We start from the raw sequence: 26,623 nt of genomic DNA, 5'->3' as shown, positions 1-26,623 counted from the left end.
GTCAGCCGCGGCGGCGGGCCAGCAGGGCCTCCTTGAGCCGCGGGAAGCGGGTCCGCAGCACGTGCGCCGCCTGCTGGCGGACGCGCACCGCGCCGGACCGGGCGATGGCCGCCGGCGCGGGCCCGGGCGGACCGAACAGCAGGCGCTGGTTGGACAGCTGGTCCGGCCGCCAGCGCTGCTTGTACGGCTCCTGGCCGCGCAGCAGGCCGAGCAGCGGGACGCCCGCGCCGACCGTCTCGTCCAGGGCCGCGCTGAACAGCAGCCCCGCGATGTCCAGCCGCTCGCGCAGCACCGGGTGCGCGCCGTACATGTACAGGCCGCCGAAGGAGGGGCAGAGCAGCAGCAGGTTCACCGCGACCAGTTCGCCGTTCAGCCGGAACTGGTGGACGGTCGCCCTGCCGGTGGCGACCAGGCCGACGGTGGACTCGGTCAGGTGGCGGGCGAAGCGCTCGGTGCGGTGCTCCGGGGTGACGCCGCGCTGCTGCCACTGCAGGAAGTGCAGCCGCAGCAGGCCCTCCAGCGCCGCCGGCACCTCGGCCGCCGACGTCGAGCTGACCTGCACCCCGGCCTCGGCGATCTTGCGCAGCTTCACCCGGCTGCGTTGCGCGGTCTTGCCGGGCACCCGCTTGAGCAGCCGGTCCATCGGGACGGCCGGCAGGTACTGGCAGAGCGAGTCCTGGTAGCGGCGGCGCCGGCCGTGCCAGTGCTCGTACACCCGCTGCACCGCCGCCTCGGGGTGCACCTCGCGCAGCTCCAGGGAGTGCCACGGGCGGGTGAGCGGGAGGGCGGCGGCGAACTCGGCGGCGGCCCGGTCGGCGCAGTCGTCGTCGAGCAGCACGTCCGAGTAGTCGACCAGCCCGGCGCCCAGGGCGGTCAGCCCGCCGAGCGGGCCGCCGCGGCGTCTGAAGGCACCCGCGCCGACCAGCAGGCCGTCCCGGCGGACGAGCACCACCAGCAGGTCGCCCGGACTGCCGTAGTGGCGCCACCAGGAGCGCTGCCAGTCGGCGGCCTGGAAGAAGGTGGCGGTCCGGCAGCGGGCGGCCAGGTCGTCCCACTCCTCGGCGAGGGTGTCCAGGGCGTCGTCCTCGCGGCGCAGCTCGGTGGTCCAGCCCGGCGCCGCCGGCTGGGCCGGGAGGCCGGTGTGCCGGGTCTCAGTGCTCATCGCCCGCTCCCGGCCGCGGCCTTCTCCTTGGCCGGGGGCTCCTCGGCGCTGTTCTTCGCGGCGGCGGGCTTCCCGGGCTGCCCTTCCGCCTCCTCGGCCTTCTCCGCCTCCTCGACCTTCTCCGCCTTCTCCATCTTCTCCGTCTCCTCCGCCTGGCCGGTCCTGCCGGCCTCGTCGGCCTGCCCGGCCCGGTCGGCGGCGGGCGGCTCCTCGCCGCGCGGGCGGGGGGTGGCCGGCGTCGTCGGCTCCACCGGGGCCTCTGCGGGCTCTGCGGCCTCGGCGGACTCCGGCGGGGCGGCCTCGCCCCGGCGGCGGGTCATCATCACCAGGGCCCCCACCAGCAGCCCGGCCGCGCCGCCGACCGCGACGTCCAGCGCGGCGGACGGGGTGGTCGGCTTGTCCGGCTCGGCGGCCGGCGCCAGCGTCACCAGCCGGACGCTGGTGTCCTTGCTGCTCGTGTTGGCGAAGGAGACCAGCGAGCGGGCCACCGCGTCGGCGGTCTGGGCCGCCTCCTGGGGGCGCGTCCCGGTGCCGGTGATCTCGATCATCGGGGCGTCCGGGGAGGTGGTCCCGTGCACCAGGGACTCCAGCTGGGCACGGGTGTGGCCGGTCTCGACGGCCGCCACCGCGAGCACCTGCGGCTGGCCCGCCAACCGCCCGTACGCCTGCGCGAAGTTGGTCGCGGTGGCGGCCTCCCCCGGATTCTGCGGCACCACGAGGACGTAGGCGCTGGCGGCGTACGAGGGGTGCGAGACGACGGCGTACCCGGCGCCGGCCGCGGCGCCCAGCGGCACCGCGAGCGCCACCGGCCACCAGCGGCGGACCAGGTGGCGGGCCCTTCGGCGCGGTGTGGTCATGGGTGTGACTCCTTGGGTATGTGACGGCGGTTCCGGCGGCGGCGGGCGGTCAAGCGCGGGCCAGCCGGTCGTAGAGGGCGCCCAGGTCGGCGGCGACCCGGGCGATGTCGTAGTGGCCGACCGCAGGGGGGTGCGGCAGCGGGTCGGCGTTGTGGTCGTTCAGGTGCCGCAGGTCGCGCAGCGCGGCGGCGTACGCGGCGCCCTCGGAGGGGATCCGGCGGGCCTGCGGGGCGGCGCTGGGCGGCAGTTCGTCGAGCGCCGGGCAGGCGCTGTGCCGCACCGGCAGGCCGGCCGCGAGGCCCTCCAGGATGCCGAGGCCGAAGGTCTCCGCGGTGGACGGGGCGGCCAGCACGTCCAGGGCGGTCAGCAGGTCGGGCACGTCGTCGCGCTCGCCGGTGAGCACCAGCCGTTCCCGGACGCCGAGTTCGGCGGCCCGGTGCTCCAGCGCGGCGCGCTCCGGGCCCGCGCCGACCAGCACCAGCCGGGCGGCCGGGTCGAGTGCGGCGAGGGCCTCCAGCAGCACCTCGAAGCGCTTGCCGGGGACCAGCCGGCCGACTCCGCCGACCACCCAGCTCCCCTCCGGCAGGCCGAGTTCGGCCCGCAGCCGGCGGCGGGTGGCGGCCCGGTCGGCGGCCGGGCGGCGGTAGCGGGCGGTGTCGATGCCGTTGGGGATCAGCTCGACCCGGGCCGGTGGGACGCCCCAGGAGTGCAACGTCTGGGCGACCTGCCGGGAGACCGCGACGGTGGTGCTGCCGAGCCGTTCGGCCGCCAGGTAGAGGCCCTTGACGCCGCGGGTGACCGGGCGGCCCTCGATCACCCCGGCGTGCAGCGAGTGCTCGGTGGAGACCACCGCGCGGACCCCGGCGAGCCGGGCCGCCAGCCGGCCGTACAGCTGCGCCCGGTACAGGTGGGTGTGCACCAGGTCGTAGCGGCCGGAGCGGACCAGCCGGACCAGCCGGGGCAGCGCACCCAGGTCGCGGTTGCCGCGCATGCCGAGGTGGTGGACGGTCACCCCGTCGCCGCGCAGCGCGGCGGCGACCGTGCCGGGGTTGGTCAGTGCGACCACCTCGCACTGCTGGTGTGCGGGCAAGTGCCGTAGCAGCAACTGGAGTTGGCGCTCGGCGCCGCCCGAGGCGAGGCCGGTGACGATGTGCAGGACCCTCACGGCCGGGCCCCCCGCCGGGCGACCAGGGGGCTTCGGCGCAGCTCGGTGACGGTGTCGCGCAGCCGCTGCCGGCCGCGTTTGGCGCGCAGCCGCCAGCCGCCGTCGCGGTCGCCGACGTAGCAGCGGGGCAGCGCGAAGCGGCCGGTGAGCGGGGAGTGCGCGATGGCGCAGGCGTAGTCGTAGCCGGCGTCGCGGACGGCCTGGGTGGCGGGCAGGTCGACGGCGCCGTACGGGTAGCAGAAGCCGGTGACCGGGCCGCCGACCACGTCCTCCAGGAGGCGCCGGCTCTCCCGGGTCTGCACCGCCAGGACGTCGGCCGGCAGGCCGGGCAGCGCCTGGTGGCCGAGGCCGTGCGAGCCGATCTCCCAACCGGCGGCGGCGAGTTCGGTGACCTCCTGGACGGTGAGCAGCTGCTTGCGCGGCCCCTTGGCGTCCCAGCCGTTGTCCCGGCCGAGCAGGTCGGCGACCACGTACGCGGTGGCGGTGAAGCCGTACGCCTGGAGGATCGGCACGGCGTGGCGCGCGAAGTCCGCGTAGCCGTCGTCGAAGCTCAGCCCGACCAGCCTGTCGTCCCGGCCGGCGGCCCGGGCCCGCATCAGCTCGCGCACGGAGACGCCGCGCCGCCCGCGCCGGTGCAGCCAGGCGACCTGCTCGGCGAACCGCTCGGGGCTGACGGTCAGCTGGTACGGGTCCTCCTTCTCGACCGCCACCGAGTGGTACATCAGGATCCACGGCGAGGAGGAAGCGGGGCCGGACGGTTCGCCGAGCGGGCGGCGGCTCCTGGACAGCCGCGCCTTCGGTCCGGCGGAGTCGGTGTACGGGAGGTCGCCGCGTGGTGCGGCTGCGGCCGGTACGGCCTGGCGGCGGACGCCCGCCTGGGTCGAACGGACGGTTCCCCGTTCATTGTCCATGGGGAAGCTTCCCTTCATCGGCGACGGTTGGCGGGTTCAGGGCCCGGGCCACGGCGAGGACCGGACCGCGCACCTCACGCGCGCCGAGGCCGGTGCCGAGGACGGCGAAGGCCAACGCCACGGTGAGGCCCCCGAGGAGGGTCGAGAGCAGGGGGCCGGTGGCCAGCCCGGCGACGGCGGCGCCGAGGGCGGTGGCGCCACCGGCGGCGGCCAGCAGCCGGGCGTGGCCGCCGAGCACCCGGCGCAGCCGCAGCGGGATGCCGCGCAGCACCAGGCCGTGCAGCAGCATCGCGGCGGCGACGGTGATGCCGGCCGCGTTCCCGGCGGCGAGCCCGAGGGCGCCGAAGCGGGGGGTGGCGAGCAGGCTGACCACGACGGTGACGCCGAGGCCGAGCAGCATCGCGGCGACCGGGAACCAGTCCAGCAGCCGGCGGCCGCCGTCCTCGGTGCCCGGATCGTCGGCCCGGCGGACCACCGGGCGCAGCGAGAAGTACGGGCGGATCATCACGCCGATCAGCGCCTGGGCGGGCAGGCCGAAGCTGTAGACCCGGATGACGGCGGCGGTGGCGGCTGTGTCCCGCGGGCCGAAGGCGCCGCGCTGGAAGAGCAGCGAGACCACCGAGGGGGCGCAGGCCATCAGGAAGGCGGTGCCGACCAGGACGACCGCCGCAGCCTGGCCGAGGTCCTTCTCGACCCGGTCCCGAGCGGCGGTGAGGTCTCCGGCCGCCAGCGCCCGGGCGACCAGCGGGAAGGTGACGGTGCAGATCAGGATGCCGGCCGTCATGGCCAGTTGGGAGACCTTGGCGGCGTAGTTGAGGTGCGAGATGGTGCCGGGCGGCAGCGCCGAGCCGAGGTAGCGCTCGACGAAGACCTGCGACTGCCGGGTCAGGGTGAACGCGGCCACCGGCAGCAGGGCGAACGGCATCAGCACCAGCGCCTTGCGGGAGCGGCGGGCGCGGCCCGCGCCGGGGGGCGATCCCGGGCCCGCGCCCTGGCGCAGCCGGCGCAGGAACGGGGCGACCAGCAGGCCGGCCATCAGCAGGCTGCCGAGCGCGACGCCGAGGGCGGCGGAGCGCACGCCCAGGAAGGACTGGCAGCCGAGCAGCACGGCGAGGATGCCGACGTTGTAGACGACGTAGATGCCGGCCGGCGCGGTGAAGCAGTGGTGGGCGCGCAGCGCGGCGGCGAGGTAGCCGGCCACGCCGAACGGCAGCACGGTGATCGCGGTGATCCGGGTGCAGGTGACGGCGAGGCCGGGGTTGGCCAGGCCGGGGGCGAGCAGTTCGACCAGCTGCGGGGCACCGAGGGCGGCGGCCAGCGCGAGCCCGCTGAGCGCGAGCAGCAGCCAGGGCAGGGTGGCGCGGACCAGTTGGCGGACCGGGTCGGGGGCGTCCGGGTCCTCCTCTCGCAGCACCAGGGCGAGCGCGAAGGCGGGCACCATGAGGAAGGACATGGCGTCCTCGATCAGCAGCGGCGCGGCCGTCTCCGGGACGGTCCAGGCGACCAGGAAGGCGTCGGTGCCCTGGTTGGCGCCGAAGTAGCGGGCCAGCAGGAGGTCGCGCAGCAGGCCGAGGCCGGAGCCGGCGGCGCTGAGGACGGCGGTGATGCCGAAGGCCTTGGCGAGGAAGCCGCGCCGGGGGGCCGGATCGGGCCCGGGCGGCCGGCCGCCGGCGCGGACGCCGCGCGGGGCGGGCACGGCGGAGGCGAGGGCCGGCTGGTCGGTGGTCATCGCGGGTCGGCCTCCGCGACGCAGGCCCGGGCCGCGAGGCCGAGGACGACGGAGGTCAGCACGGTGGTGGTGCCGCCGATGTCCGCGTACAGGAAGTCGACCAGCACCCAGGTGAGCAGGGCCAGGGCGGCGAGGGCCGGGCCGCGGGAGTGGCGCAGGCAGCCGAGCAGCAGGCCGAGGAAGAGCGCGGCGTAGGCGACGATGCCGATCAGGCCCTGCTCGCTGAGCACCAGGAAGTACATGTTGTGCGGGGAGAGCAGCGGTTCGCGCTGGAAGCCGATGGTGGAGTCGGCGGCGTCGCTGCCGGAGGAGAGCCGCAGCGGGGCGTGGCTGTCGCGCAGTTGCTGGAAGGCCTTGGGGCCGGCGCCGTGGACGGGGTGGTCCTGCCAGATCCGCCCGGCGGTGGACCACAGGTCGTAGCGGTCGGAGACGGACTGGTCGGGGGCCGCGGAGACGGAGCCGATCGAGCCGAGCCGCGCGGTGACGCCGGAGGCGCCGAGGCCGAGGCCGCCGACCAGGACGACCGCGCCGGCCAGGCCGAGGACGGCGCCGCGGACGGCGAGCCGGGCGTCGGCGCGCAGCAGCAGCACGGTGGCCGCGGCGGCGGTGGCGATCCAGCTGCCGCGGCTGAACGAGACGGCGAGCGGGAAGGCCAGGAAGGCGGCGGCCGCGAACATGGCGCGGCGCAGCCGGACGTCGCCGCCGGGGCGGCGCTCGGCGAGCGCCAGGGCCAGGGCGGCGAGCAGCCCGTAGCTGACGACCGTGGACATCGCCATGATGTCGAGGGCGCCGAAGGTGCCGACGGCCCGGATCGGCTGGCCGGTGTAGGAGGCGCCGGTCCGGGTGAGGTACTGGTGCGCGCCGACCACGCCCTGGATCAGCGCGGCGAGCACGAAGGAGCCGAGGACCAGCCGCTGGTCGACGCGGTCGCGCAGCGAGCAGAGCACCCCGGCCGGCACCAGGACGAACACCTGGGTGAGCCGGACGAAGCCGGTGAGGCTGGTGGCCGGGTCGATCGAGCCGACGGTGGCGACGGCGGCGGCGACCACGATGCCGCCGAACAGCACGCAGGTGGCGCGGCTGACGGCGGGCAGCCGCCCGCGCAGCAGGTTGAGCGCGGTGAGCGCGACCAGGGCCAGCGAGGCCACGTCGGCGGCGGTGACGTGGACGGCGGCGGCGACGTCCTTCTCGCCGGTGGGCACGCAGACCAGCAGGACGGTCGCCGCGGCGAGCACGCTGGGCCGGTCCGCGAGCGCGGGCAGCGCCTTGCGTAACGCGAGCCGGGGGACGGCGGGAAGGGTCAGGGCCACGCGGGTCAGCTCCCGTCCGGGTGGAGCATCAGGACCGCGGTGCGGCACAGGATCTTGACGTCCTGCCAGAGGCTCCAGCTCTCGATGTATCGGTTGTCGAACCGGGCCCGGTCCTCGATCGAGGTGTCCCCGCGCAGGCCGTTGACCTGGGCGAGGCCGGTCAGGCCGACCGGGACGCGGTGGCGGTCGGCGTACTCGGGGTAGGCCTGGCCGAACCGCATGACGAAGTAGGGGCGTTCCGGGCGCGGGCCGACCAGGCTCATGTCGCCGCACAGCACGTTCCACAGCTGCGGCAGCTCGTCCAGCGAGCTGCGGCGCAGCAGCCGGCCGACGGCGCCCATCCGGTGGTCCTGGGAGATGTTCCAGCGGGTCGCCGACTCGTGTTCGTTGCTCGGGCGCAGGGTGCGGAACTTGAGGACGGTGAAGACCTTGCCGTCCAGCCCGGTGCGCTGCTGGCGGAAGAGCACGCCGGGGCCGGTGTCGAAGCGGACGGCCAGCGCGCAGAGCACCAGGACGGGGGCGAGCAGCAGCAGGCCGAGCCCGGCGGCGGTGACGTCCAGGGCGCGCTTGGCGGCCCAGCCGGGGCGGCGCATCGCCGGGCCGCCGACCCGCAGGCAGGGGAAGCCCCACAGGTGGTCGGCTCCGGCCAGCGGGCCGGCGGGCAGCGAGCCGTGCTCGCGCAGCGCGGGCACCAGCCAGACCTGGCAGCCGAGCCGGGCGGCGTCGCGCAGGGCGGCGGCGGTCTCGGCCTCGTCGGCGGCGCCGGCGGTGGCGACCACGTGGTGGATCCGGTGCCGGCGGACCTCGCGCTCCAGCACCTCGCGGCCGCCGAGGACGGGCAGGTCGGTGTCGCCGGCGAGCAGCGGCGGGTCGGCGTCGAGGAAGCCGATCGGGCGCATCCCGTATTCGCCGCGCTCGCTGAGGGCGGCGGCGACCCGGCGGCCGAGCCGGCCGGCGCCGAGCACCAGGACGGGGTTGGGGCGGCTGCGGCGGATCCGCCGGACCAGGTGGTAGAGCACGGCGCGGCCGACGGCGGCGATCAGCAGCTGGACGCCGAGCAGGACGGTGAGCCGGGCCGGGGTGGCCGGGCCGCAGTCGGGCCAGCGGCCGTCCAGACAGCCGGCCAGGGTGACGGCGAAGGCGGTGGCGACGACGGCCCGGACGGCCAGCGCGGGCAGTTCGTCCAGGACGGAGAGGGTGAGCCGGGTGCGGTAGAGGCCGCCGACCAGGTTGAGCACGAGCAGCAGGGGCAGGACGGCGGCGGCACCGAGCAGCGGCGCGAGCGGGACGGCCGGGTCGACGGCCCGGTTGGCGAGGCCGGTGGCGGTGCACAGCGCGATCGCGTCGACCTGGACCAGCGCGAGCGGCAGGGCGAGCCGGGAACGGACCGCCCCGCGGGGCCGGCGGGGCGGCGGCACCGTCCGGGTCCGGGCGGATCCGGCCGGACGGTCGAGCAGCCCGGTGCCGGGCCGCCGCGGGCCGGACAGGGACCGACCCGCTCGCGGCACGCTGTCGTGGTCAATGGTCATCAGCGCACGAACTCCCCTGCTGTGTGCCCGGGGTGACGGCGCCCCGGCACCGGATGGCGCGGAGCGGCCGTCCCGGCCCGGTGGGCGCGGTCCTGACAGCACCTGCTACCGCTGGCGGCTTTCGGTCCTCTCGCACCGGGCCCGGCCGCGCGGGGCGCGGCCATGAAGGGCTCAGTCGCGAATTCCCGGCGTGAAATCGAAACGAAGCAGGCGAAATCCGACAATACATAACCGGGCTGCGCAGGCTGGAAGTTGACTTGCCGTTTCATTCCAGCCGCCCATTAATAGGTATTTCGGATTTGACGCCTCGTCCCTATCCGGTTGAGGGTGCGAATACGACGGCGCCGGATCGGCGGGCATTCACGGCATGTGAAACGATCAGATCCGCTCTGGGACACGGGCCCGGCGCCGCCCGGCCGCCGGACCGGCACCCAGCAGATGGCGGTACAGCGCGTCCACCTGTTCGACCACCGTGCGGACGTCATGCCGGGCAACCACGTGATCGCGCAGCCGCGCCCCGCGCCGCTCACACTCGATCGAATCGGACAGCGCTTCCGCCATTCGGGTGGCGAGCGCGGTCACGTCCTCGGGCGGCACCACCGCCCGCTCCCGCTCGGCCTGGGGCAGGCACTCCCGGGCGCCCGGCACGTCGGTCAGCAGCACCGGACGGGCCACCGCCATCGCCTCCAGCGGGGCCAGCGCCATGCCCTCCCAGCGCGAGGGCAGCACCACCAGGTCGGCCGCCGCCAGCCACGGCCTCGGATCCGGCACGTCCCCGACCAGCCGGACCCGGGACGGCTCGGCCGACTCCCGGACCAGATCCGCCAGCCGGTTCCCCTCGGGGCCGCCGCCGACCAGCGCCAGCCGGGCCTGCGGCACCGCCCGCAGCACCTCCGGCCAGGCCGCCAGCAGCACGTCCTGCCCCTTCTGCCGGCACAGCCGGCCGACGCAGACCGCGAGCGGCGCGTCCAGGTCCAGGCCCAGCGCGATCCGGGCCGCCCGGCGGTCGGCGGGTGCGTAGTGGCGGACGTCCACGCCGTTGGGCACCACCGCCCAGTCCGCGCTCACCCCGGCGGCGACGCCGTCGGCCCGCTCCTGGACGCTGACACAGAGCAGGCGGTGCGCCCAGCGGCTCGCGAAGCGCTCCCAGTGCAGGGTCGCGGTGGCCAGCGGGCCCTCGACGGCGGCGAAGGACCAGGCGTGCGGCTGGAAGACGGTCGGCACCGCGCCGCGTACCGCCAGGCGGCCGGCCAGCCCGGCCTTGGCACTGTGCAGGTGGACCACGTCGGGCGCGGCCGCCCGGACGATCCGGCGCAGCCGCCACGCCTCGGCGGCGGTGCCCGGGCCCGGCGAGCGCCCGGCGGGCCAGTCATGGACCAGCGCGCCCACGGCGGCGGCCTCCTCGGCCAGCCGGCCGCCGCCCGGGCAGGCGACCAGCACCCGGTGACCGGCCTCGCGCTGCCCCCGGACCAGATCGGCGACGACGCGGGCGACTCCGCCGTCCACGGGCTGTGAAATGTGAAGGATCGTCATATGCACGGCGGCGAGCCTAGGGTGGCTCGCCCGCGCCGGGCGGCCCTCGTCACCCGCAGGTGGCGGGCCGTCCACCCGTACGGCTTTCCGCTCGTACGGGTGGACGGGCCGCTCGAATTCCCGGGCGAATTTCCGCGGAAAGGTGAACCCGGTGAACCCGGTGAACTCGGTGAACTCCGCGGACTCAGCGGACCTCGGCGGCCAGGTTGGCCAGCACCTGGTCGTGGATCCGGTTCAGGCCCTTCGGGGCGAAGGTCCGCTCGAAGAAGCCGCCGATGCCGCTCGCGCCCTGCCAGGTGGCCGAGACGGTGACCTTCGACCGGCCCTCGCCGGCCGCCGAGACGGTCCAGGTGATCACCATGCTGGAGTTGGCGTCCTTCTCCACCAGTTGGTCGGGCGAGGGCGCCGAGACGGTGAACAGGCAGTCCCGCACGCGCTTCTCGGTGGCCTGCAGCTTCCAGTGCACCTGGGTGCCGGCGCCGGTGCCGCCGACCCGGACCTCGTACTCGCTGTACTGCGGGGGCAGCAGCTTCGGGCGGGTCACCTGGTAGTCGGCCAGCGCCTCGTACACCCGCTCGGGGGCGGCGTCGTAGTCCCGCTCGGTGGTGGCCTGCACCTGTCCCATGGCCTTGCTCTCCTCGTCCGTTTGGTCTTCCGATTCTCACCGGCAAGCCAATCACAGCGCCGGGGGCGCAGGCCGACCGGACGGCCCGCAGAGGTGGCGGGGCGGCGGGATAGGGTGGCCGGTGTGCTCGATCTGGTGACAGCAGTGCGCTACGTCGACCCGCTGCGGTCCGGCGGTTCCGTCCCCGGTGTGGTGGAGACCGACGACCTGGGAACCTACGTGGTCAAGTTCACCGGCGCCGCGCAGGGCCGCAAGGCGCTGGTCGCGGAGGTGATCGTCGGCGAGCTGGCCCGGCGGCTCGGCCTGCGCGTCCCCGAGCTGCGGCTGGTGGACTTCGATCCGGCCGTCGCCGCGGACGAGCCCGACACCGAGATCCAGGACATGCTCAAGGCCAGCGGCGGCCTCAACCTCGGGATGGACCTGCTGCCCGGCGCGCGGGACTACCGGCCGGGCATGATCCCGGTGGACTCCGCCGAGGCCGGGCGGGTGGTCTGGCTGGACGCCCTCACCGGCAACGTCGACCGCACCGTCCACAACCCCAACCTGGTGGTCTGGCACGGACGGCTCTGGCTGATCGACAACGGCGCCGCGCTGATCTTCCACCACCGCTGGGCCACCGCCGAGGCGGCGGTCGGCAAGCGCTACGACCTCAGCGCGCACGCGCTGGGCGGCGCGGCCCCGGACGTCCGGCTGGCCGACGAGGAGCTCGGCCCGCTGGTCACCGTCGGCCTGCTGGAGGAGGTGCTGGCGCTCGTCCCGGACGAGTGGCTGGCCGACGAGCCCGGCTTCGACTCGGTGGCCGCCGTCCGGCACGCCTACGTGACCCACCTGGCCGCCCGGGTGGTGCTCTCCGCGCAGTGGCTCCCGGAGGGCTTCGCCACCCCCGAGCAGCTGCGCGAGGCCGAACGCCGCCGGGAGGCCCGGACGCGGGCCGGCCGGCCCGCCTGGCTCCAGGAAGTCCCGGACCTGCACGGCAGGCCGTCGGTGGAGACGGGCTGGGACCAGCACGTCGAATGAGTGGGCCGGGGCCCGCCCGTGGAAGTCAGCAGGGCGGGCCCCGGGCACGGAGGCCCGGAAACGACCGGGGAGCGGACCCGGATGGGCCCGCTCCCCGGCTCAGTGTTCAGGTGTCGCCGTGGTCAGCGCGTCAGCGCCACCACTGGACCGCCTTCTCGGCGTTGATGATGCCCGCGCCGTAGAAGCCGTTGTCGTCCGCGCCGCCCTCGCAGGTGGCCTTGTACGCGCCGGTGCCGCCCGGGTTGTACTCGCCGGTCGGGCAGGGGTGCGACTCCGCCTGGTTGGTGAGCAGCTCGGTCAGCTCGTCCGGGTTGGCCCACGGGAAGGTGCTGGCGAGCAGCGCGACCACGCCGACGACGTGCGGGGTGGCCATCGAGGTGCCCTGCATGTAGCCGTACTTGTTGCCCGGGATGGTGGAGAGGATCCGGCCGTCCTTGTCCGGGGTGTCCGGGAGCTGGTAGCGGCGGTCGCCACCCGGCGCGGCGACGGTCACGACGCCCTTGCCGTAGCTGGAGTAGTACGCCTTGTCGCCCTTGACGCCCACCGAGGAGACGGCGATGACGCCGGGCAGCTCGGTCGGCAGCGACAGGCAGTCGTTGGTGACCGGGCGGGTCACCTTGGTGGTGTCGTCCGGGCTGGCGACGTCAACGGTCTTGTGCGCCAGGTCGATGTTCTCGTTGCCCGCCGCGGCGACGTTGAGGACGCCCTTGCGCTGCGAGAACGAGACCGCCTTGCGGACGGCGGCGCTGATCGCGGCCTGGTCCTTGTCGTTCGGGCAGTTGAACATCCACGGGTCGACGTAGTAGCTGTTGTTGGTCACCTTGAACTGGTGCTCACCGGCCCACACGAAGCCGCAGATCGCGTACTCGGGGTAGATGAACCCGCCGTCGTCGACGACCTTGACCGCGGCCAGCTTCACGTTCGGGGCGATGCCGACGACGCCCTTGCCGTTCTTGGCGGCGCCGATCGTGCCGGCCACGTGGGTGCCGTGGTCGCTGGTGGTGGGCTGCCAGGACTTCCAGTCGGTGTTCGGCTTGCCGCCGTCGATGCAGGAGACCGACTGCGAGGCGTCCACGTTGGCGGCCAGGTCCTCGTGCGTCGCGTCGATGCCGGAGTCCAGCACGCCGACGGTGACGTTGCGGCTGCCGAGCGAGAGCTTGTGCGCCTTGTCGACACCGATCTGGCGCATGTCCCACTGGTTGGCCTCGTACGGCTCCTGACCGGCGGCGGGCGCGGCGGAGGGCTCGGCGGCGACGTCGGCCTTGGCCTGGTCGGCGGCGGTGATGCCCTTGGTGCGGCTGGCACCGACGGAGTCGACGCCCTTGGCCTGACGCAGCTTCTGCGCGAACGCGGTGTCGTCCGAGCGGGCGATGACGACGCCGATCTGCTCGTACGAGTACACCACCGAGCCGCCGAGGGCGGTGATCGCCTTCTCGACCTTCTGCACCTGGCCGTGGTTGGCCTTGGTGTTGACGACGTAGCTGAGCAGCGGACCGGTCGTCGAGCCCGCCGAGGGGGCCGCGACGGCGGTGCCGGCCGGGAGCGCGAGGGCGCCGGCGGTGGCGAGCACGAGGCCCACCGCCGCGAACCGGGTCCGGCTGATCCGAGGAACTCTCATAGGGGTTGGCCCTCCCGAGTCGTCATGCGGCAGCTGCGGTGTGGCAGGTGCGCCTGGAATGATCGGGACGCTAATGAATATTCGCTGATAAGCGCAAGAGGTAGTCATCTAATCGTCACATGTTGGCCAACATCGGAACCGAGGAGTCCGGAGGCCCAACATGTCAACAGAATTGAAGAGTGTTAAAAAGTGACGGTCCGCCGACGTGCTACGGTGCGCCGGGCAGTGAGTACAGCGTCCGGGCGTTGTCGGCGGCGACCAACCGGGCCAGCCGCTGCGCGTCCGCCGCCGAACAGGCGCCACCCGCCTGCCAGTCGGCCAGCACCGCCCCCAGTCCGTACCGGAACTGGGCGGCGCCCACCAGGTACAACTCGGGCAGCCCGTACGCGTCGGTGGAGAACAACAGCTTGCCGAACGGCGCCAGTTCCAGCATCTCGCCCAGCACCGCAGCCACCCGCGGGCCGGTGTAGGAGGCGGTCAGCCCGAGGTCGGTGTACACCGTCGGGAAGGCCTGGGCCAGCCACCCGGCCTGGCGGTGGTACGGGTAGCAGTGCAGCAGCACCAGCGGGACGCCGCTCGGCTCGGCGGCGCGCACGAAACCGGTCAGCAGCGACGGATCGGCCCGGTGCAGGGTGAGGTCGGGATCGCCGAAGCCGGTGTGGAGTTGGAGCGGCAGGCCCAGCCCGGCACAGACGTCCACGGCCGTCCAGAGCAGGTGGTGCAGCAGCACCGGATCGGCCAGCCGGCCCCGCCCGCCGCGCGCCCAGGCGCCGGCCGCGGCCACCACGGCCGCCCGCGCGGGCCGTTCGGCGGGGGCGGCCAGACCGTGCCGGTAGGCGAGCACCGACTTGACCGCGACCGCACCCGCGGCGGCCGCCGCCAGCGCCTCCCCGACGGCTTGCGGCCAGGACTCGGCCGGGCCCGCCACCGCCTCGGCCACCGACTCCAGCCGGACCACCTCGCGCACCACCGCCCCGGCGGCCGCGGCGAGTTCGCCGAGCGGCAGCAGCGGAAGGCCCGCGGCGGCGGTCAGCCCGGTGTCCACCAGGCAGGTGTCCAGCCCGGCCGCGGCCAGCAGCCGGCGGGTGGCCTCGGCGCCGCCCAGCTCCCGCCGCCGGGCCAGGTAGTCGGCGGCCGGGGCGTGCGCGGGCAGGCCGAGGACGGGCGGGCACCAGCGCCGGACGGCCAGGCCGAGCGCGCTGTCGAAGGGCGAACAGGCGGGCGCGGGCGGCCGGTCGGACTCGGTGAGCAGCCCGGCCAGGGCGTCGTCGGCGAGGTCGGCCGCCACCACGCTGTGGCAGTGGTGGTCGACCAGCGCGGGCACCGCCGGGGCCCCGGCGTGCACCGGTCAGTACCGCCAGCGGGTGGCGGCGACCAACTGCTCGGGGGTGGCGGCGGCGTACTGCTCGCCCTCCGCCCGGCGCACCGCCAGCACCGCCTCGTACAGCGGCCCGCCGAGCGCCTCGCGCAGCACCGACGAGCGCTCGTACGCGGCCAGCGCCTGCGCCGGTCCGGTCGGCAGCCGGGGCACCGCGCCGGGTTCGGCGGCGGCCGGGTCGCCGGTGAACTCCGGTGGCAGCTCCAGGTGTTGGTCGAGGCCGGAGAGACCGGCGGCGAGCACCGCGCCGACCGCCAGGTACGGATTGGCGGTGGCGTCGAAGCACTTGACCTCGGCGTTGGCGGCGTCGGCCCGCTCCCCCGTGGAGCCCGTCACCAGGCGCAGCGCGGCCTCGCGGTTCTCCAGGCCCCAGCACTGGTAGGCGCCGGCCCAGTGCGAGGGCACCAGCCGCAGGTAGCCGGCCGGGCTGGAGCAGCCCAGCACCAGGAGTTCGGGCAGCGCGCCGAGCACCCCGGCGAGGAAGCCCTCGGCCTCGGCGGTCAGGCCGTGCGGGCCGGGGCCGCCGTGGCCGAGGTTGCGGCCGTCCCGCCAGAGGCTCAGGTGCAGGTGCCCGCCGTTGCCGACCGCGCCGGGCTCGACCACGGGGGCGAAGGAGACCCGCAGGCCGTGCCGGGCGGAGACGGCCCGCACGGTGTGCCGGACCAGGACGGAGGTGTCGGCGGCGCCGACCGGGCCCTCGGGGGCCACCGAGACCTCGAACTGGCCCGGGGCGTACTCGGGGTGGATCTGCAGGACGGTCAGCCCCTGCTCGCCGAGGGCGCGCAGGACGTCCCGCAGGTAGTCGGTGAGGTCGGTGAGCCGGTGCATCCCGTACGCGGGGCCGTGCGTCGGGTACTGCGGCTCCTCCTGCGGGCCGCCGGCGAGGGCGACCACCCACTCGACCTCGATGCCGGCCCGCAGGGTCAGCCCGCGCTCGGCGGCCGCGGCCTCCATCCGGCGGGCGAACAGCCGCTGGCAGCCGGGGTGCGGGGTGCCGGCCTGGGTGTGCCGGTCCCCCGGGGCCCAGGCCCAGCCGGGCTGGGCGGCCAGCGGGACGACCCGGTCGAGGTCGGGGTAGAGCCGCAGGTCCCCGGTGGGGCCGCCGGTGCTCGGGCTGGTGGTGATGCCGTCGTCGGCGAGGAAGACGTCGAAGCAGGGTGCGGTACCGACGCCCCACTGCGCGGCGTGCACCAGGGCGCCCAGCGGGACGGCCTTGACCCGGGTGATGCCCGCGTTGTCCACCCAGGTGACGGCCACCGCGTCGACGGCAGCGGTGCGCAGCCGGTCGACGGCGGCCTCGGCCTGTTCGACGCGCGCGGCGCGCGGGGGCAGCGTGACGGCGGCGAGGTGCCCGCCGAGGCCTCCGGCCGGGCCGGTGGAGCCGGAGGCGGACGCGGCGGGGCCGGCGGCGGTTCCGAGGGTCATGCCCCCATGCTGCCCCGCCCGCCGCGGCCGGGTAACTCCCCTATCGGGTGGTCCCCGTGGACGCCCGTCCGCCCGTTCACCCGTTCGGGCCGCCACCGGACCCCGCCCCGCCGTCCGGATGCCTTTTGTGACGCCCGCACCCCTTCCTACTCGCGGGTAGCTTCGCTACAGTGGCCGGACGCACCACCGCCGGGCTACGGGAGCCGCACCGGCGGGGGCCTGCGGTCGCCGTGTCCACGGCGGGCGCGCGGTGCGTCATTCACCGGCCGGCGCCGCGAACCGCGGCGGGCCGGGTCTCCTTCCTCGTATCAGAGCCGCTTCCTTTCACCCTTGAGCGCCTGAGCACCACGGCACACCCCTCAGTTCGGCCGGAGCGGACCGGCCGCCGGGGCCGTGTGCCGGAACCCGTCATCTCCCCAGCCCCGCGCGCGGACCCTCCCCCGGCGGCGGCCGCCCCCGCCGCACGCGCGGGCGCGGCGGCCCGCCCGCCGGGGCGTGCGCGGGCCCTTCAGGACTAGGAGTCAGGACAGATGGAGCGTCCCTTTTCCACGGTCGCCGTCGTCGGCCTCGGCACGATGGGTGCCGGTGTCGCGGTGGCCGTCGCCAGGAGCGGCCGCCGGGTGATCGGCATCGAGGCCACCGAGGACTCTGCCGCCCGGGCACTGGCCCGGATCGAGGAGGCGACCGCGCACGCGGTCGACCGGGAGCGGATCACCGCCGGGGAGCGCACCGCGCTGCTGGCGCTGATCTCGGTCGGCCACGAGCTGTCGGCCGCCGCCGGGGCCGACCTGGTGATCGAGGAGGTGCCCGAGCAGCTGGAGCTGAAGCGGGAGCTCTTCGCCGAGCTGGACCGGATCTGCCCGGCGGGGACGGTGCTGGCCACCGGCACCACCGCGCTCTCGGTGACCCGGATCGCCGCCGCGACCGCCCGCCCGGAGCGGGTGCTGGGCCTGCACTTCTTCAACCCGGTGCACAGCATGAAGCTGGTCGAGGTGGTCCGCACGGTGCTGACCTCCCCGCAGGTCGCCGAGGACGCCGCCACGTTCGCCCGGGACCTCGGCAAGGAGCCGGTGGCCGCCGGCGACCGGGCCGGCTTCGTGGTCAACGGCCTGCTGTTCGCGTACCTGAACCAGGCCGCCGCGATGTACGAGTCCAAGTACGCCTCCCGGGAGGACATCGACGCCGCGATGCGGCTCGGCTGCGGCCTGCCGATGGGCCCGCTGGCGCTGCTCGACCTGATCGGCGTGGACACCGCGCGGACCGTCCTGGAGGCGATGTACGAGCAGTCCCGGGACCGCCTGCACGCGCCCGCCCCGATCCTCGGCCAGCTGGTCGCGGCCGGGCTGCTGGGCCGCAAGTCCGGCCGCGGCTTCTACACCTACGAGGCGCCCGGCTCGTCCAGGGCCGTCGACGCGGCGACCGGCCCGGCGCGGCCCGCGGTGGCGGGCCGGGAGGTCCGCACGATCGGCGTCTGCGGCTCGGGCACCATGGCGACCGGCATCGCCGAGGTCTTCGCCAAGGCCGGCCGCCCGGTGCTGCTGGCCGCCCGCAGCCAGGAGAAGGCCGACCGGGCCAAGGCGCAGCTGGCGAAGTCGCTGGCGCGCGCGGTCGACCGGGGCCGGCTGAGCGCGCAGGCGCGGGACGCCGCGCTGGCGCTGGTCACCCCGGTCGGCCAGTACGCCGAACTGGCCGACGTGGACCTGGTGATCGAGGCGGTGGCCGAGGACCTGGCGGTCAAGCGCGAGCTGTTCGCCACCCTGGACAAGATCGTCAGGCCGGGCGCGGTGCTCGCCACCACCACCTCCTCGCTGCCGGTGATCAGCTGCGCGACCGCCACCTCGCGGCCGCAGGACGTGATCGGCATGCACTTCTTCAACCCGGCGCCGGCCATGAAGCTGGTCGAGGTGGTCTCCACCGTGCTGACCGCGCCGGACGTCACCGCGACCGTGCTGGAGCTGACCGCCGAGGTCCGCAAGCACCCGGTGGAGTGCGGCGACCGGGCCGGCTTCATCGTCAACGCGCTGCTCTTCCCCTACCTGAACGACGCGGTGCGGATGCTCCAGGAGCACTACGCGACGGTGGACGACATCGACACCGCGATGAAGCTGGGCTGCGGCTACCCGATGGGCCCGTTCGAGCTGTTGGACGTGGTCGGCCTGGACGTCTCGCTGACCATCGAGCAGGTGCTGCACCAGGAGTTCCGCGAGCCGGGCCTGGCGGCCGCACCGCTGCTGGAGCACCTGGTCGCCGCCGGCTGCCTGGGGCGCAAGACCGGCCGCGGCTTCCGCGACCACGCGCGCCGGTGACCACGCCAGCTGCCGGGGGCGCCGCCGCGCGCGAGGCGGCGCCGCCCGGGACCGGGCCGTCCGCGGCCGGGTCGGGCCCGGTCAGACCGGGCTGGAGCCCGGGGACGGTGTCCGCGCGCTGGCCCAGACCGGCCGTCACCGGCCCGGTCGCACCGGTCCGTCGGGGAAGGGCCGCGGCCGAACCGCCGGGGCCGTGTAGCGTTCCGGACATGGATCGGGTTCAGTCAGCCACCCCGCAGCACTCCGCCGGACCGCGCGGCGCCGACCGGACGGCCTCCTCGACCGGGGGCACCGGGCCGGAAGGGGGGCCGGGCAGCCGCCGGGCGGCGGCGCAGCGCCAGCAGATGCGTCAGGACCTGGCCACGGCCGCGATGGAGCTGTTCTCCTCGCAGGGCTACGAGGAGACCACGGTCGACCAGATCGCGGCCGCCGCCGGGGTGGCCCGGCGGACCTTCTTCCGGTACTTCCGGTCGAAGGAGGAGGCGATCTTCCCGGACCACGACGACACCCTCGTCCGGGTGGCCGACCTGCTGGCCAGCGCCGAGCCGGAGGAGCACCCGCTGGACGTGGTCTGCCGCGGCATCAAGGAGGTGCTGCGGATGTACGCCTCGACGCCGGGGGTGTCGGTCGCGCGGTACCAGCTGATCCGTCAGGTCCCGGCGCTGCGCGAGCGGGAGATCGCCGTGGTGGCCCGGTACGAGCGGCTGTTCACCCGGTACCTGCTGGGCCGCTTCGACACCGGCGAGTCCATCCCGTCGGGCTGGCAGCGCGGCGGCGAGGACGACTCGATGCTGGCCGAGGTGTCGGCGGCGGCGGTCGTCGCGGCGCACAACCACGTGCTGCGGCGCTGGCTGCGGGCCGGCGGGCGCGGGGACGTGGAGGCGCAGCTGGACCACTCCTTCGAGGTGATCCGGCGGACTTTCTGGGCCGCCAGCACGCCGGGTGCCAGACGCCGCGGCTCCCTGGTGGCACCGGGTGCCAATGGGGCTCCCGGTGACGTGCTGGCCGAGAGCGCACTGAGTGCCAGTCCTGGAGGTGAGGTGCTCATCACAGTCGCCCGGACGGACGCTCCGCTGGACGTGGTGGTGGACAGCATCCGGGCCGCACTGAGTGGCGCCAGGGAGTCCTGAGGTCACCATCTAGCCAGGTCAGAGCGATATCGAGGGCCCGCGTCGAGCAGTCGGCGCGGGCCCTTTCGGCGTCCGCCGCAGCGCGTTCGAGGGCCGCTCCAGCGCGCCGGAATTCGTGACACCCGGTGTCTTTACGAGTGGCACAGGGTGCCACTACCTTGTTACTCACCAGTCGCGGCGCCGCGGCTCCCCACCTCGGCGCGCCGTCGTCCGGCGTTCCCACACCCCGGGAGCAGTGCGCGTTCGACCCGGTCCACCCCGGGCGCCCAGCCCGACCAACCACCACCCACCTCAGCGAAGCCGGTGTCCGCTCCCGGCTACCCCAGACGCCCTGTGCCCTCACACAGGTACGCCTTCGGAGGCAGCCATGCAGGAAATCCTCGACGCGATCCTCAGCAACGACGCCACGTCGGAGGACTTCGCCGCCGTCAAGCTTCCCGAGTCCTACCGAGCGGTGACGCTCCACAAGGACGAGGAGCAGCTGTTCGCGGGCCTCGACAGCCGCGACAAGGACCCCCGCAAGTCCCTTCACCTCGACGAGGTCGCCCTGCCCGAGCTGGGCCCCGGCGAGGCCCTGGTCGCCGTCATGGCCAGTGCGGTGAACTACAACACCGTCTGGAGCTCGATCTTCGAGCCGGTCTCCACCTTCTCCTTCCTGGAGCGCTACGGCCGGCTGTCGCCGCTCACCAAGCGCCACGACCTGCCGTACCACGTCCTCGGCTCCGACCTCGCGGGCGTGGTGCTGCGCACCGGCGCCGGCGTCAACGCCTGGAAGCCCGGCGACGAGGTCGTCGCGCACTGCCTCTCCGTCGAGCTGGAGTCCCCGGACGGCCACAACGACACGATGATGGACCCGGAGCAGCGCATCTGGGGCTTCGAGACCAACTTCGGCGGGCTGGCCCAGATCGCCCTGGTGAAGACCAACCAGCTGCTGCCCAAGCCCAAGCACCTCACCTGGGAGGAGGCCGCCTCCCCCGGCCTGGTCAACTCCACCGCGTACCGCCAGCTGGTCTCGCGCAACGGCGCCGGCATGAAGCAGGGCGACAACGTGCTGATCTGGGGCGCCAGCGGCGGCCTCGGCTCGTACGCCACCCAGTACGCGCTGGCCGGCGGCGCCACCCCGATCTGCGTGGTCTCCAACGACCAGAAGGCCGGGATCTGCCGCGCCATGGGCGCCGAGGCGATCATCGACCGCTCCGCCGAGGGCTACCGGTTCTGGAAGGACGAGCACACCCAGGACCCGCGCGAGTGGAAGCGCCTGGGCGCGAAGATCCGCGAGTTCACCGGCGGCGAGGACGTCGACATCGTCTTCGAGCACCCGGGCCGGGAGACCTTCGGCGCCTCGGTGTACGTCACCCGCAAGGGCGGCACCATCGTCACCTGCGCCTCCACCTCCGGCTTCATGCACCAGTACGACAACCGCTACCTGTGGATGTCGCTCAAGCGCATCGTCGGCTCGCACTTCGCCAACTACCGCGAGGCCTTCGAGGCCAACCGCCTGATCGCCAAGGGCAAGATCCACCCGACCCTGTCCAAGGTCTACTCCCTGGAGGAGACCGGCCAGGCCGCCCTCGACGTGCACCACAACAAGCACCAGGGCAAGGTCGGCGTGCTCTGCCTGGCGCCGGAGGAGGGCCTGGGCGTGCGCGACCACGCGCTGCGCGAGCTGCACCTGCCGGCGATCAACCGCTTCCGGAACGTCTGAGGCCCATCCGATGACCGATCAGCACGAGCGCGACCGCCCCTGGCTGATGCGCACCTACGCCGGGCACTCCACCGCGAGCGACTCCAACGCGCTCTACCGGCGGAACCTGGCGAAGGGCCAGACGGGCCTGTCCGTCGCCTTCGACCTGCCGACCCAGACCGGCTACGACTCCGACCACCTCCTCGCCCGCGGCGAGGTGGGCCGGGTCGGCGTCCCGGTCGGCCACGTCGGCGACATGCGCACCCTGTTCGACGGCATCCCGCTCGAACAGACCAACACCTCCATGACGATCAACGCCACCGCGATGTGGCTGCTGGCGCTCTACCAGGTGGTCGCCGAGGAGCAGGGCGCCGACATCGCCAAGCTCACCGGCACCACCCAGAACGACATCGTCAAGGAGTACCTGTCGCGCGGGACGCACGTCTTCCCGCCCGGCCCCTCGGTGCGCCTGATCACCGACATGATCGCCTACACCGTCGGCCGCATCCCCAAGTGGAACCCGATCAACATCTGCAGCTACCACCTGCAGGAGGCCGGGGCCACGCCCGTCCAGGAGATCGCCTACGCGATGTGCACCGCCATCTCGGTGCTCGACGCCGTCCGCGACTCCGGCCAGGTGCCGGCCGAGCGGATGGGCGAGGTGGTCGCCCGGATCTCCTTCTTCGTCAACGCCGGCGTGCGCTTCGTCGAGGAGATGTGCAAGATGCGCGCCTTCGCCCAGCTGTGGGAGAAGGTCACGCTGGAGCGCTACGGCGTCCAGGACCCGAAGCAGCGCCGCTTCCGCTACGGCGTCCAGGTCAACTCGCTCGGCCTGACCGAGGCCCAGCCGGAGAACAACGTCCAGCGGATCGTCCTGGAGATGCTGGCCGTCACCCTCTCCAAGGACGCCCGCGCCCGCGCCGTCCAACTGCCCGCCTGGAACGAGGCGCTGGGCCTGCCCCGGCCCTGGGACCAGCAGTGGTCGCTGCGGATCCAGCAGGTGCTGGCCTACGAGTCGGACCTGCTGGAGTACGGCGACCTCTTCAACGGCTCCGAGGTGATCGAGGCCAAGACCGCCGACCTGCTGGCCGGCGCCGAGGCGGAGATCGCCAAGGTGCTGGCGATGGGCGGGGTCATTCCCGCCGTGGAGTCCGGCTACCTGAAGTCCAACCTGGTCTCCTCGCACGCCGCGCGGCGGGCCCGGATCGAGTCCGGCGAGGACAAGATCGTCGGCGTCAACTGCTTCGACACCACCGAGGAGAGCCCGCTCACGGCCGACCTCGACACCGCCATCATGGTCGTCGACCCGGCCTCCGAGCAGTCCGTGCTCGCCGCCCTGGAGGCCTGGCGCGGACAGCGCGACGAGGCCGCCGTCCAGACCGCGCTGGCCGAGCTCAAGGCCACCGCGGCCACCGACGCCAACCTGGTGCCGGCCACGCTCGCCTGCGCCCGGGCCGGCGTCACCACCGGCGAGTGGGCCTTCGCCCTGCGCGAGGTCTTCGGCGAGTACCGCGCGCCCACCGGCGTCGGCGGCGCCCCGGTCGCGGTGGCCGCCGAACCCGGCGGGGAACTGGCCGCGGTGCGCGCCGCCGTCGCCGCCACCGCCGAGGAACTGGGCTCCGGCAAACTGCGCCTGCTGGTCGGCAAGCCCGGCCTGGACGGACACTCCAACGGCGCCGAGCAGATCGCCGTCCGGGCCCGCGACGCCGGGTTCGAGGTGGTCTACCAGGGCATCCGGCTGACCCCCGAGCAGATCGTCTCCGCCGCCGTCGCGGAGGACGTGCACTGCGTGGGCCTGTCGATCCTCTCCGGCGCCCACTGCGAGCTGGTGCCCGACGTCCTGCGCCGGCTGCGCCGGGCCGGGGTGCAGGATGTCCCGGTGATCGTGGGTGGCATCATCCCGGCAGCGGACGGCGAGGCCCTCAAGGCCGCCGGCGTCGCCGCCGTGTTCACCCCGAAGGACTTCGGCATCACCACCATCATCGGCCGGATCGTGGACGAGATCCGGCTCGCCAACAAGCTCCAGCCCTGGACGCCCGCACCCGCGCCCACCAGCTGACCACTGGGAAGGAACCGACCCACCCTCATGGCTACCGTCAACCGTCTGCGCCCGCGCCGCTCCTGCCTCGCCGTGCCCGGCAGCAACCCGCGCTTCCTGGAGAAGGCCCAGGGCCTCCCCGCCGACCAGGTCTTCCTCGACCTGGAGGACGCCTGCGCCCCCCTCGTCAAGGAGAGCGCCCGCCACCACATCGTCGACGCGCTCAACAACGGCGACTGGGGCGGCAAGACCCGCGTCGTCCGGGTCAACGACTGGACCACCCACTGGACCTACCGCGACGTGATCACCGTCGTCGAGGGCGCCGGCCCCAACCTCGACTGCATCATGCTGCCCAAGGTCCAGGACGCCGAGCAGGTCAAGGCGCTCGACCTGCTGCTCACCCAGATCGAGAAGACCATGGGCTTCGAGGTCGGCCGGATCGGCATCGAGGCACAGATCGAGAACGCCAAGGGCCTGGTCAACGTCGACGCCATCGCCGAGGCCTCGCCCCGGCTGGAGACCATCATCTTCGGCCCCGCCGACTTCATGGCCTCCATCAACATGAAGTCCCTGGTGGTCGGCGAGCAGCCGGCCGGCTACCCGGCCGACGCCTACCACTACATCCTGATGCGCATCCTGATGGCCGCCCGCGCCAACGACCTCCAGGCCATCGACGGCCCGTACCTGCAGATCCGCAACCAGGAGGGCTACCGCGAGGTCGCCCGGCGCGCCGCCGCCCTCGGCTTCGACGGCAAGTGGGTGCTCCACCCCGACCAGGTCGGCGCCGCGAACGAGATCTTCTCGCCCTCCCAGGAGGACTACGACCACGCCGAGCTGATCCTCGACGCCTACGACTGGTGCACCTCCGAGGCGGGCGGCGCCAAGGGCTCCGCGATGCTCGGCGACGAGATGATCGACGAGGCCAGCCGCAAGATGGCCCTGGTCATCGCCGGCAAGGGCCGGGCCGCCGGCCTGGAGCGCACCACCAAGTTCGAGATCCCGGAAAGCTGAGGCCCGCCGCGATGCAGTTCGGACGCACCTACGAGGAGTTCGAGGTCGGCGCGGTCTACAAGCACTGGCCCGGCAAGACCGTCACCGAGTACGACGACCACCTCTTCTGCCTGCTCACCATGAACCACCACCCGCTCCACCTGGACACCAACTACGCCGAGCGGACGACGGACTTCGGCAGGAACGTGGTGGTGGGCAACTACATCTACTCGCTGCTGCTGGGCATGTCCGTCCCGGACGTCTCCGGCAAGGCCATCGCCAACCTGGAGATCGAGTCGCTGCGGCACGTCGCGCCGACCTTCCACGGCGACACCCTCTACGGCGAGACCACCGTCCTCGACAAGTGGCCGTCCAAGTCCAAGGACGACCGCGGCATCGTGTACGTCGAGACCAAGGGGTACAAGCAGGACGGCACGGTCGTCTGCATCTTCCGCCGCAAGGTGATGGTGCCGACCGGGACGTACATCAAGGAGCGCGGCGGCGAGCAGCCCGGCCGCCCGACTCCCCTTTCCTAGGACCCCTTTCCTGGGACCCCGGATCTCCCCAGACCCCGGAGGGGCCGGCCGCCGTCATCGGCCGACCCCCACCCGGAACGGGGGCCCTGCTGCCGCAGCCACGCCGGCAGGGCCCCCGGCAATCCCCCCCCCCGCCCCCTCAAACCTTTCGGAGCCGCACGATGGGACGCCTGGCACAGACCGACGGCCTCACCGAGATCCAGCGGGACATCCTCGCCACCGTGCGGGATTTCGTCGACAAGGAGATCATTCCGGTCGCGACCGAGCTGGAACACAAGGACGAGTACCCGACCGCCATCGTCGAGGGGATGAAGCAGCTCGGCCTCTTCGGCCTCACCATCCCCGAGGAGTACGGCGGCCTCGGCGAGTCGCTGCTCACCTACGCCCTGGTGGTCGAGGAGATCGCCCGCGGCTGGATGAGCGTGTCCGGCATCGTCAACACCCACTTCATCGTGGCGCACATGATCAACGCCCACGGCACCCAGGAACAGAAGGACCACTTCCTGCCGAAGATGGCCGCCGGGGAAATCCGCGGCGCGTTCTCGATGTCCGAGCCCGGCCTCGGCTCCGACGTTTCGGCCATCTCCACCAAGGGCGTCAAGGACGGGGAGTTCTACGTCCTCAACGGCCAGAAGATGTGGCTCACCAACGGCGGCACCTCCACCCTCGTCGCGGTCCTGTGCAAGACCGACGAGGGCGGCAGCACCCCGTACAAGAACATGACCACCTTCCTGATCGAGAAGACCCCCGGATTCGGCCCGAACCCGACCGTCCCCGGCCTCACCGTGCCCGGGAAGATCGAGAAGATGGGCTACAAGGGCGTCGACACCACCGAACTGGTCCTCCAGGACGTCCGGATCCCGGCCGACCGCATCCTCGGCGGCGTCCCCGGGCGCGGCTTCTACCAGATGATGGACGGCGTCGAGGTCGGCCGCGTCAACGTCGCCGCCCGCGGCTGCGGCGTCGCCCGCCGCGCCTTCGAACTCGGCATCTCCTACGCCCAGCAGCGCTCCACCTTCGGCAAGAAGATCGCCGAGCACCAGGCCATCCAGTTCAAGCTCGCCGAGATGGCCACCAAGGTCGAGGCCGCCCACCAGATGATGGTCATGGCCGCCCGCAAGAAGGACGGCGGCGAGCGCAACGACCTCGAGGCCGGCATGGCCAAGTACCTCGCCTCCGAGTACTGCAAGGAGGTCGTCGAGGACGCCTTCCGCATCCACGGCGGCTACGGCTTCTCCAAGGAGTACGAGATCGAGCGGCTCTACCGCGAGGCCCCGATGCTGCTCATCGGTGAAGGAACTGCGGAGATCCAGAAGATGATCGTCGGACGCCGGCTCCTGGAGGAGTACCGGATCGCGGAGTGAGCACCGGGTCACCCCGGCTCGACGAGCGGCCCCCGGGGCGCTCCGGGCCGGCTGGACGACCCCTTCCGAACCGCCGGTCGACGGGCGTGCGGGCCCGTCCCGGCCACCCGCCGTGCCCATCACGACCCCGGCCTGGTCCGCCTGGGTCCGGCACGGCCCTCCGGGAGCGGGCGGCGGGGGGGGGCGCGGGGGCCAACACCCACCCCCCCCGCACGCCCCCCCCCCCCCACCCCCCGGCCCGGCCCCGCCCCCCACCCCCACCAAGCCACCCCCGCCCCCCGGGAGCCACCAGCCCAAACCCGAGGCCCGACACCCC

General features: G+C 74.0%; 20 protein-coding genes. 8 read left to right on the top strand and 12 right to left on the bottom strand.

Translation table 11 applies throughout. From position 1 onward, the window contains the following. Position 1: 1 nt before the first annotated feature. From ACFWPI_RS22090 to ACFWPI_RS22050, 9 genes are all read right to left on the bottom strand, one after another. The gene (locus ACFWPI_RS22090) at positions 2-1,162 is read right to left on the bottom strand and encodes a GNAT family N-acetyltransferase (protein ID WP_380376453.1); all 1,161 of its coding nucleotides are present in this window, start codon (positions 1,160-1,162) and stop codon (positions 2-4) included. Next, on the bottom strand, positions 1,159-2,019 hold the full coding sequence (locus ACFWPI_RS22085) for a Wzz/FepE/Etk N-terminal domain-containing protein (RefSeq protein ID WP_380376450.1): 861 nt from the start codon (positions 2,017-2,019) through the stop codon (positions 1,159-1,161). The genes ACFWPI_RS22090 and ACFWPI_RS22085 overlap by 4 nt, the downstream gene beginning before the upstream one ends. A 49-nt stretch (positions 2,020-2,068) precedes the next feature. After that, positions 2,069-3,184, bottom strand: coding sequence for a glycosyltransferase (locus ACFWPI_RS22080; protein ID WP_063349605.1), 1,116 nt, complete (start codon positions 3,182-3,184; stop codon positions 2,069-2,071). Beyond that, positions 3,181-4,095 carry a polysaccharide deacetylase family protein gene (locus ACFWPI_RS22075; protein ID WP_380376447.1) on the bottom strand — a complete coding sequence of 305 codons (915 nt, stop codon included), beginning with the start codon at positions 4,093-4,095 and terminating at the stop codon, positions 3,181-3,183. Before ACFWPI_RS22075 ends, ACFWPI_RS22080 begins: the two co-directional genes overlap by 4 nt. Next, positions 4,085-5,824, bottom strand: a complete 1,740-nt coding sequence (locus tag ACFWPI_RS22070) for a lipid II flippase MurJ (RefSeq protein WP_380376444.1) — start codon at positions 5,822-5,824, stop codon at positions 4,085-4,087. The genes ACFWPI_RS22075 and ACFWPI_RS22070 overlap by 11 nt, the downstream gene beginning before the upstream one ends. Next, entirely contained in the window at positions 5,821-7,134 is a 1,314-nt protein-coding gene (locus ACFWPI_RS22065; protein ID WP_380376442.1) for an O-antigen ligase family protein, read from the bottom strand. The genes ACFWPI_RS22070 and ACFWPI_RS22065 overlap by 4 nt, the downstream gene beginning before the upstream one ends. A 5-nt stretch (positions 7,135-7,139) precedes the next feature. Beyond that, complete coding sequence (locus ACFWPI_RS22060; protein WP_380376439.1) at positions 7,140-8,663, bottom strand: sugar transferase; 1,524 nt, start codon at positions 8,661-8,663, stop codon at positions 7,140-7,142. Between the two features lie 378 nt (positions 8,664-9,041). Then, a complete protein-coding gene (locus tag ACFWPI_RS22055; protein WP_380376436.1) occupies positions 9,042-10,196 on the bottom strand; it encodes a glycosyltransferase in 1,155 nt (384 codons plus the stop codon). A gap of 184 nt (positions 10,197-10,380) precedes the next feature. Then, positions 10,381-10,821, bottom strand: coding sequence for an SRPBCC family protein (locus ACFWPI_RS22050; RefSeq protein WP_063349600.1), 441 nt, complete (start codon positions 10,819-10,821; stop codon positions 10,381-10,383). Positions 10,822-10,944: 123 nt separating this feature from the next. On the opposite strand from ACFWPI_RS22050, the gene ACFWPI_RS22045 reads away from it, so the two are divergent. Continuing rightward, positions 10,945-11,838 (top strand): HipA family kinase, encoded by an 894-nt coding sequence (locus ACFWPI_RS22045; RefSeq protein ID WP_380376434.1) that lies wholly within the window; start codon positions 10,945-10,947, stop codon positions 11,836-11,838. A 130-nt stretch (positions 11,839-11,968) separates the two neighbouring features. Here the strand turns inward: ACFWPI_RS22045 and ACFWPI_RS22040 are convergent, their stop codons facing one another. From ACFWPI_RS22040 to ACFWPI_RS22030, 3 genes are all read right to left on the bottom strand, one after another. Then, positions 11,969-13,456 (bottom strand): S8 family serine peptidase, encoded by a 1,488-nt coding sequence (locus ACFWPI_RS22040; protein ID WP_380376432.1) that lies wholly within the window; start codon positions 13,454-13,456, stop codon positions 11,969-11,971. Between the two features lie 208 nt (positions 13,457-13,664). Then, entirely contained in the window at positions 13,665-14,801 is a 1,137-nt protein-coding gene (locus tag ACFWPI_RS22035; protein WP_380376430.1) for an amidohydrolase family protein, read from the bottom strand. A gap of 3 nt (positions 14,802-14,804) precedes the next feature. Next, positions 14,805-16,259, bottom strand: coding sequence for a glutamine synthetase (locus ACFWPI_RS22030; protein ID WP_380376427.1), 1,455 nt, complete (start codon positions 16,257-16,259; stop codon positions 14,805-14,807). Between the two features lie 530 nt (positions 16,260-16,789). On the opposite strand from ACFWPI_RS22030, the gene ACFWPI_RS22025 reads away from it, so the two are divergent. The 7 genes from ACFWPI_RS22025 to ACFWPI_RS21995 all read left to right on the top strand — a co-directional run bounded on the left by ACFWPI_RS22025 (position 16,790) and on the right by ACFWPI_RS21995 (position 26,307). Then, positions 16,790-18,565, top strand: a complete 1,776-nt coding sequence (locus ACFWPI_RS22025; protein WP_380376425.1) for a 3-hydroxyacyl-CoA dehydrogenase family protein — start codon at positions 16,790-16,792, stop codon at positions 18,563-18,565. A 209-nt stretch (positions 18,566-18,774) separates the two neighbouring features. Beyond that, positions 18,775-19,695 carry a TetR family transcriptional regulator gene (locus ACFWPI_RS22020; RefSeq protein WP_371519426.1) on the top strand — a complete coding sequence of 307 codons (921 nt, stop codon included), beginning with the start codon at positions 18,775-18,777 and terminating at the stop codon, positions 19,693-19,695. A 367-nt stretch (positions 19,696-20,062) separates the two neighbouring features. After that, positions 20,063-21,400, top strand: a complete 1,338-nt coding sequence (gene ccrA, locus ACFWPI_RS22015; protein WP_380376421.1) for a crotonyl-CoA carboxylase/reductase — start codon at positions 20,063-20,065, stop codon at positions 21,398-21,400. A 10-nt stretch (positions 21,401-21,410) separates the two neighbouring features. Continuing rightward, complete coding sequence (locus tag ACFWPI_RS22010; protein ID WP_063349594.1) at positions 21,411-23,438, top strand: protein meaA; 2,028 nt, start codon at positions 21,411-21,413, stop codon at positions 23,436-23,438. A 27-nt stretch (positions 23,439-23,465) separates the two neighbouring features. After that, positions 23,466-24,428: a CoA ester lyase gene (locus tag ACFWPI_RS22005; protein ID WP_363369053.1), complete on the top strand. Its 963-nt coding sequence runs from the start codon at positions 23,466-23,468 to the stop codon at positions 24,426-24,428. Positions 24,429-24,439: 11 nt separating this feature from the next. After that, complete coding sequence (locus ACFWPI_RS22000; protein ID WP_380376418.1) at positions 24,440-24,943, top strand: MaoC family dehydratase; 504 nt, start codon at positions 24,440-24,442, stop codon at positions 24,941-24,943. 161 nt (positions 24,944-25,104) lie between these two features. Beyond that, complete coding sequence (locus ACFWPI_RS21995) at positions 25,105-26,307, top strand: acyl-CoA dehydrogenase family protein (RefSeq protein ID WP_063349591.1); 1,203 nt, start codon at positions 25,105-25,107, stop codon at positions 26,305-26,307. Positions 26,308-26,623: the final 316 nt, after the last annotated feature.

This window comes from Kitasatospora sp. NPDC058492 (genome assembly GCF_042720685.1).
Lineage (GTDB): Bacteria > Actinomycetota > Actinomycetes > Streptomycetales > Streptomycetaceae > Kitasatospora.
The sequence above is the reverse complement of the archived record's forward strand: the minus strand, read 5'-3'. Positions and strand labels throughout refer to the sequence as shown.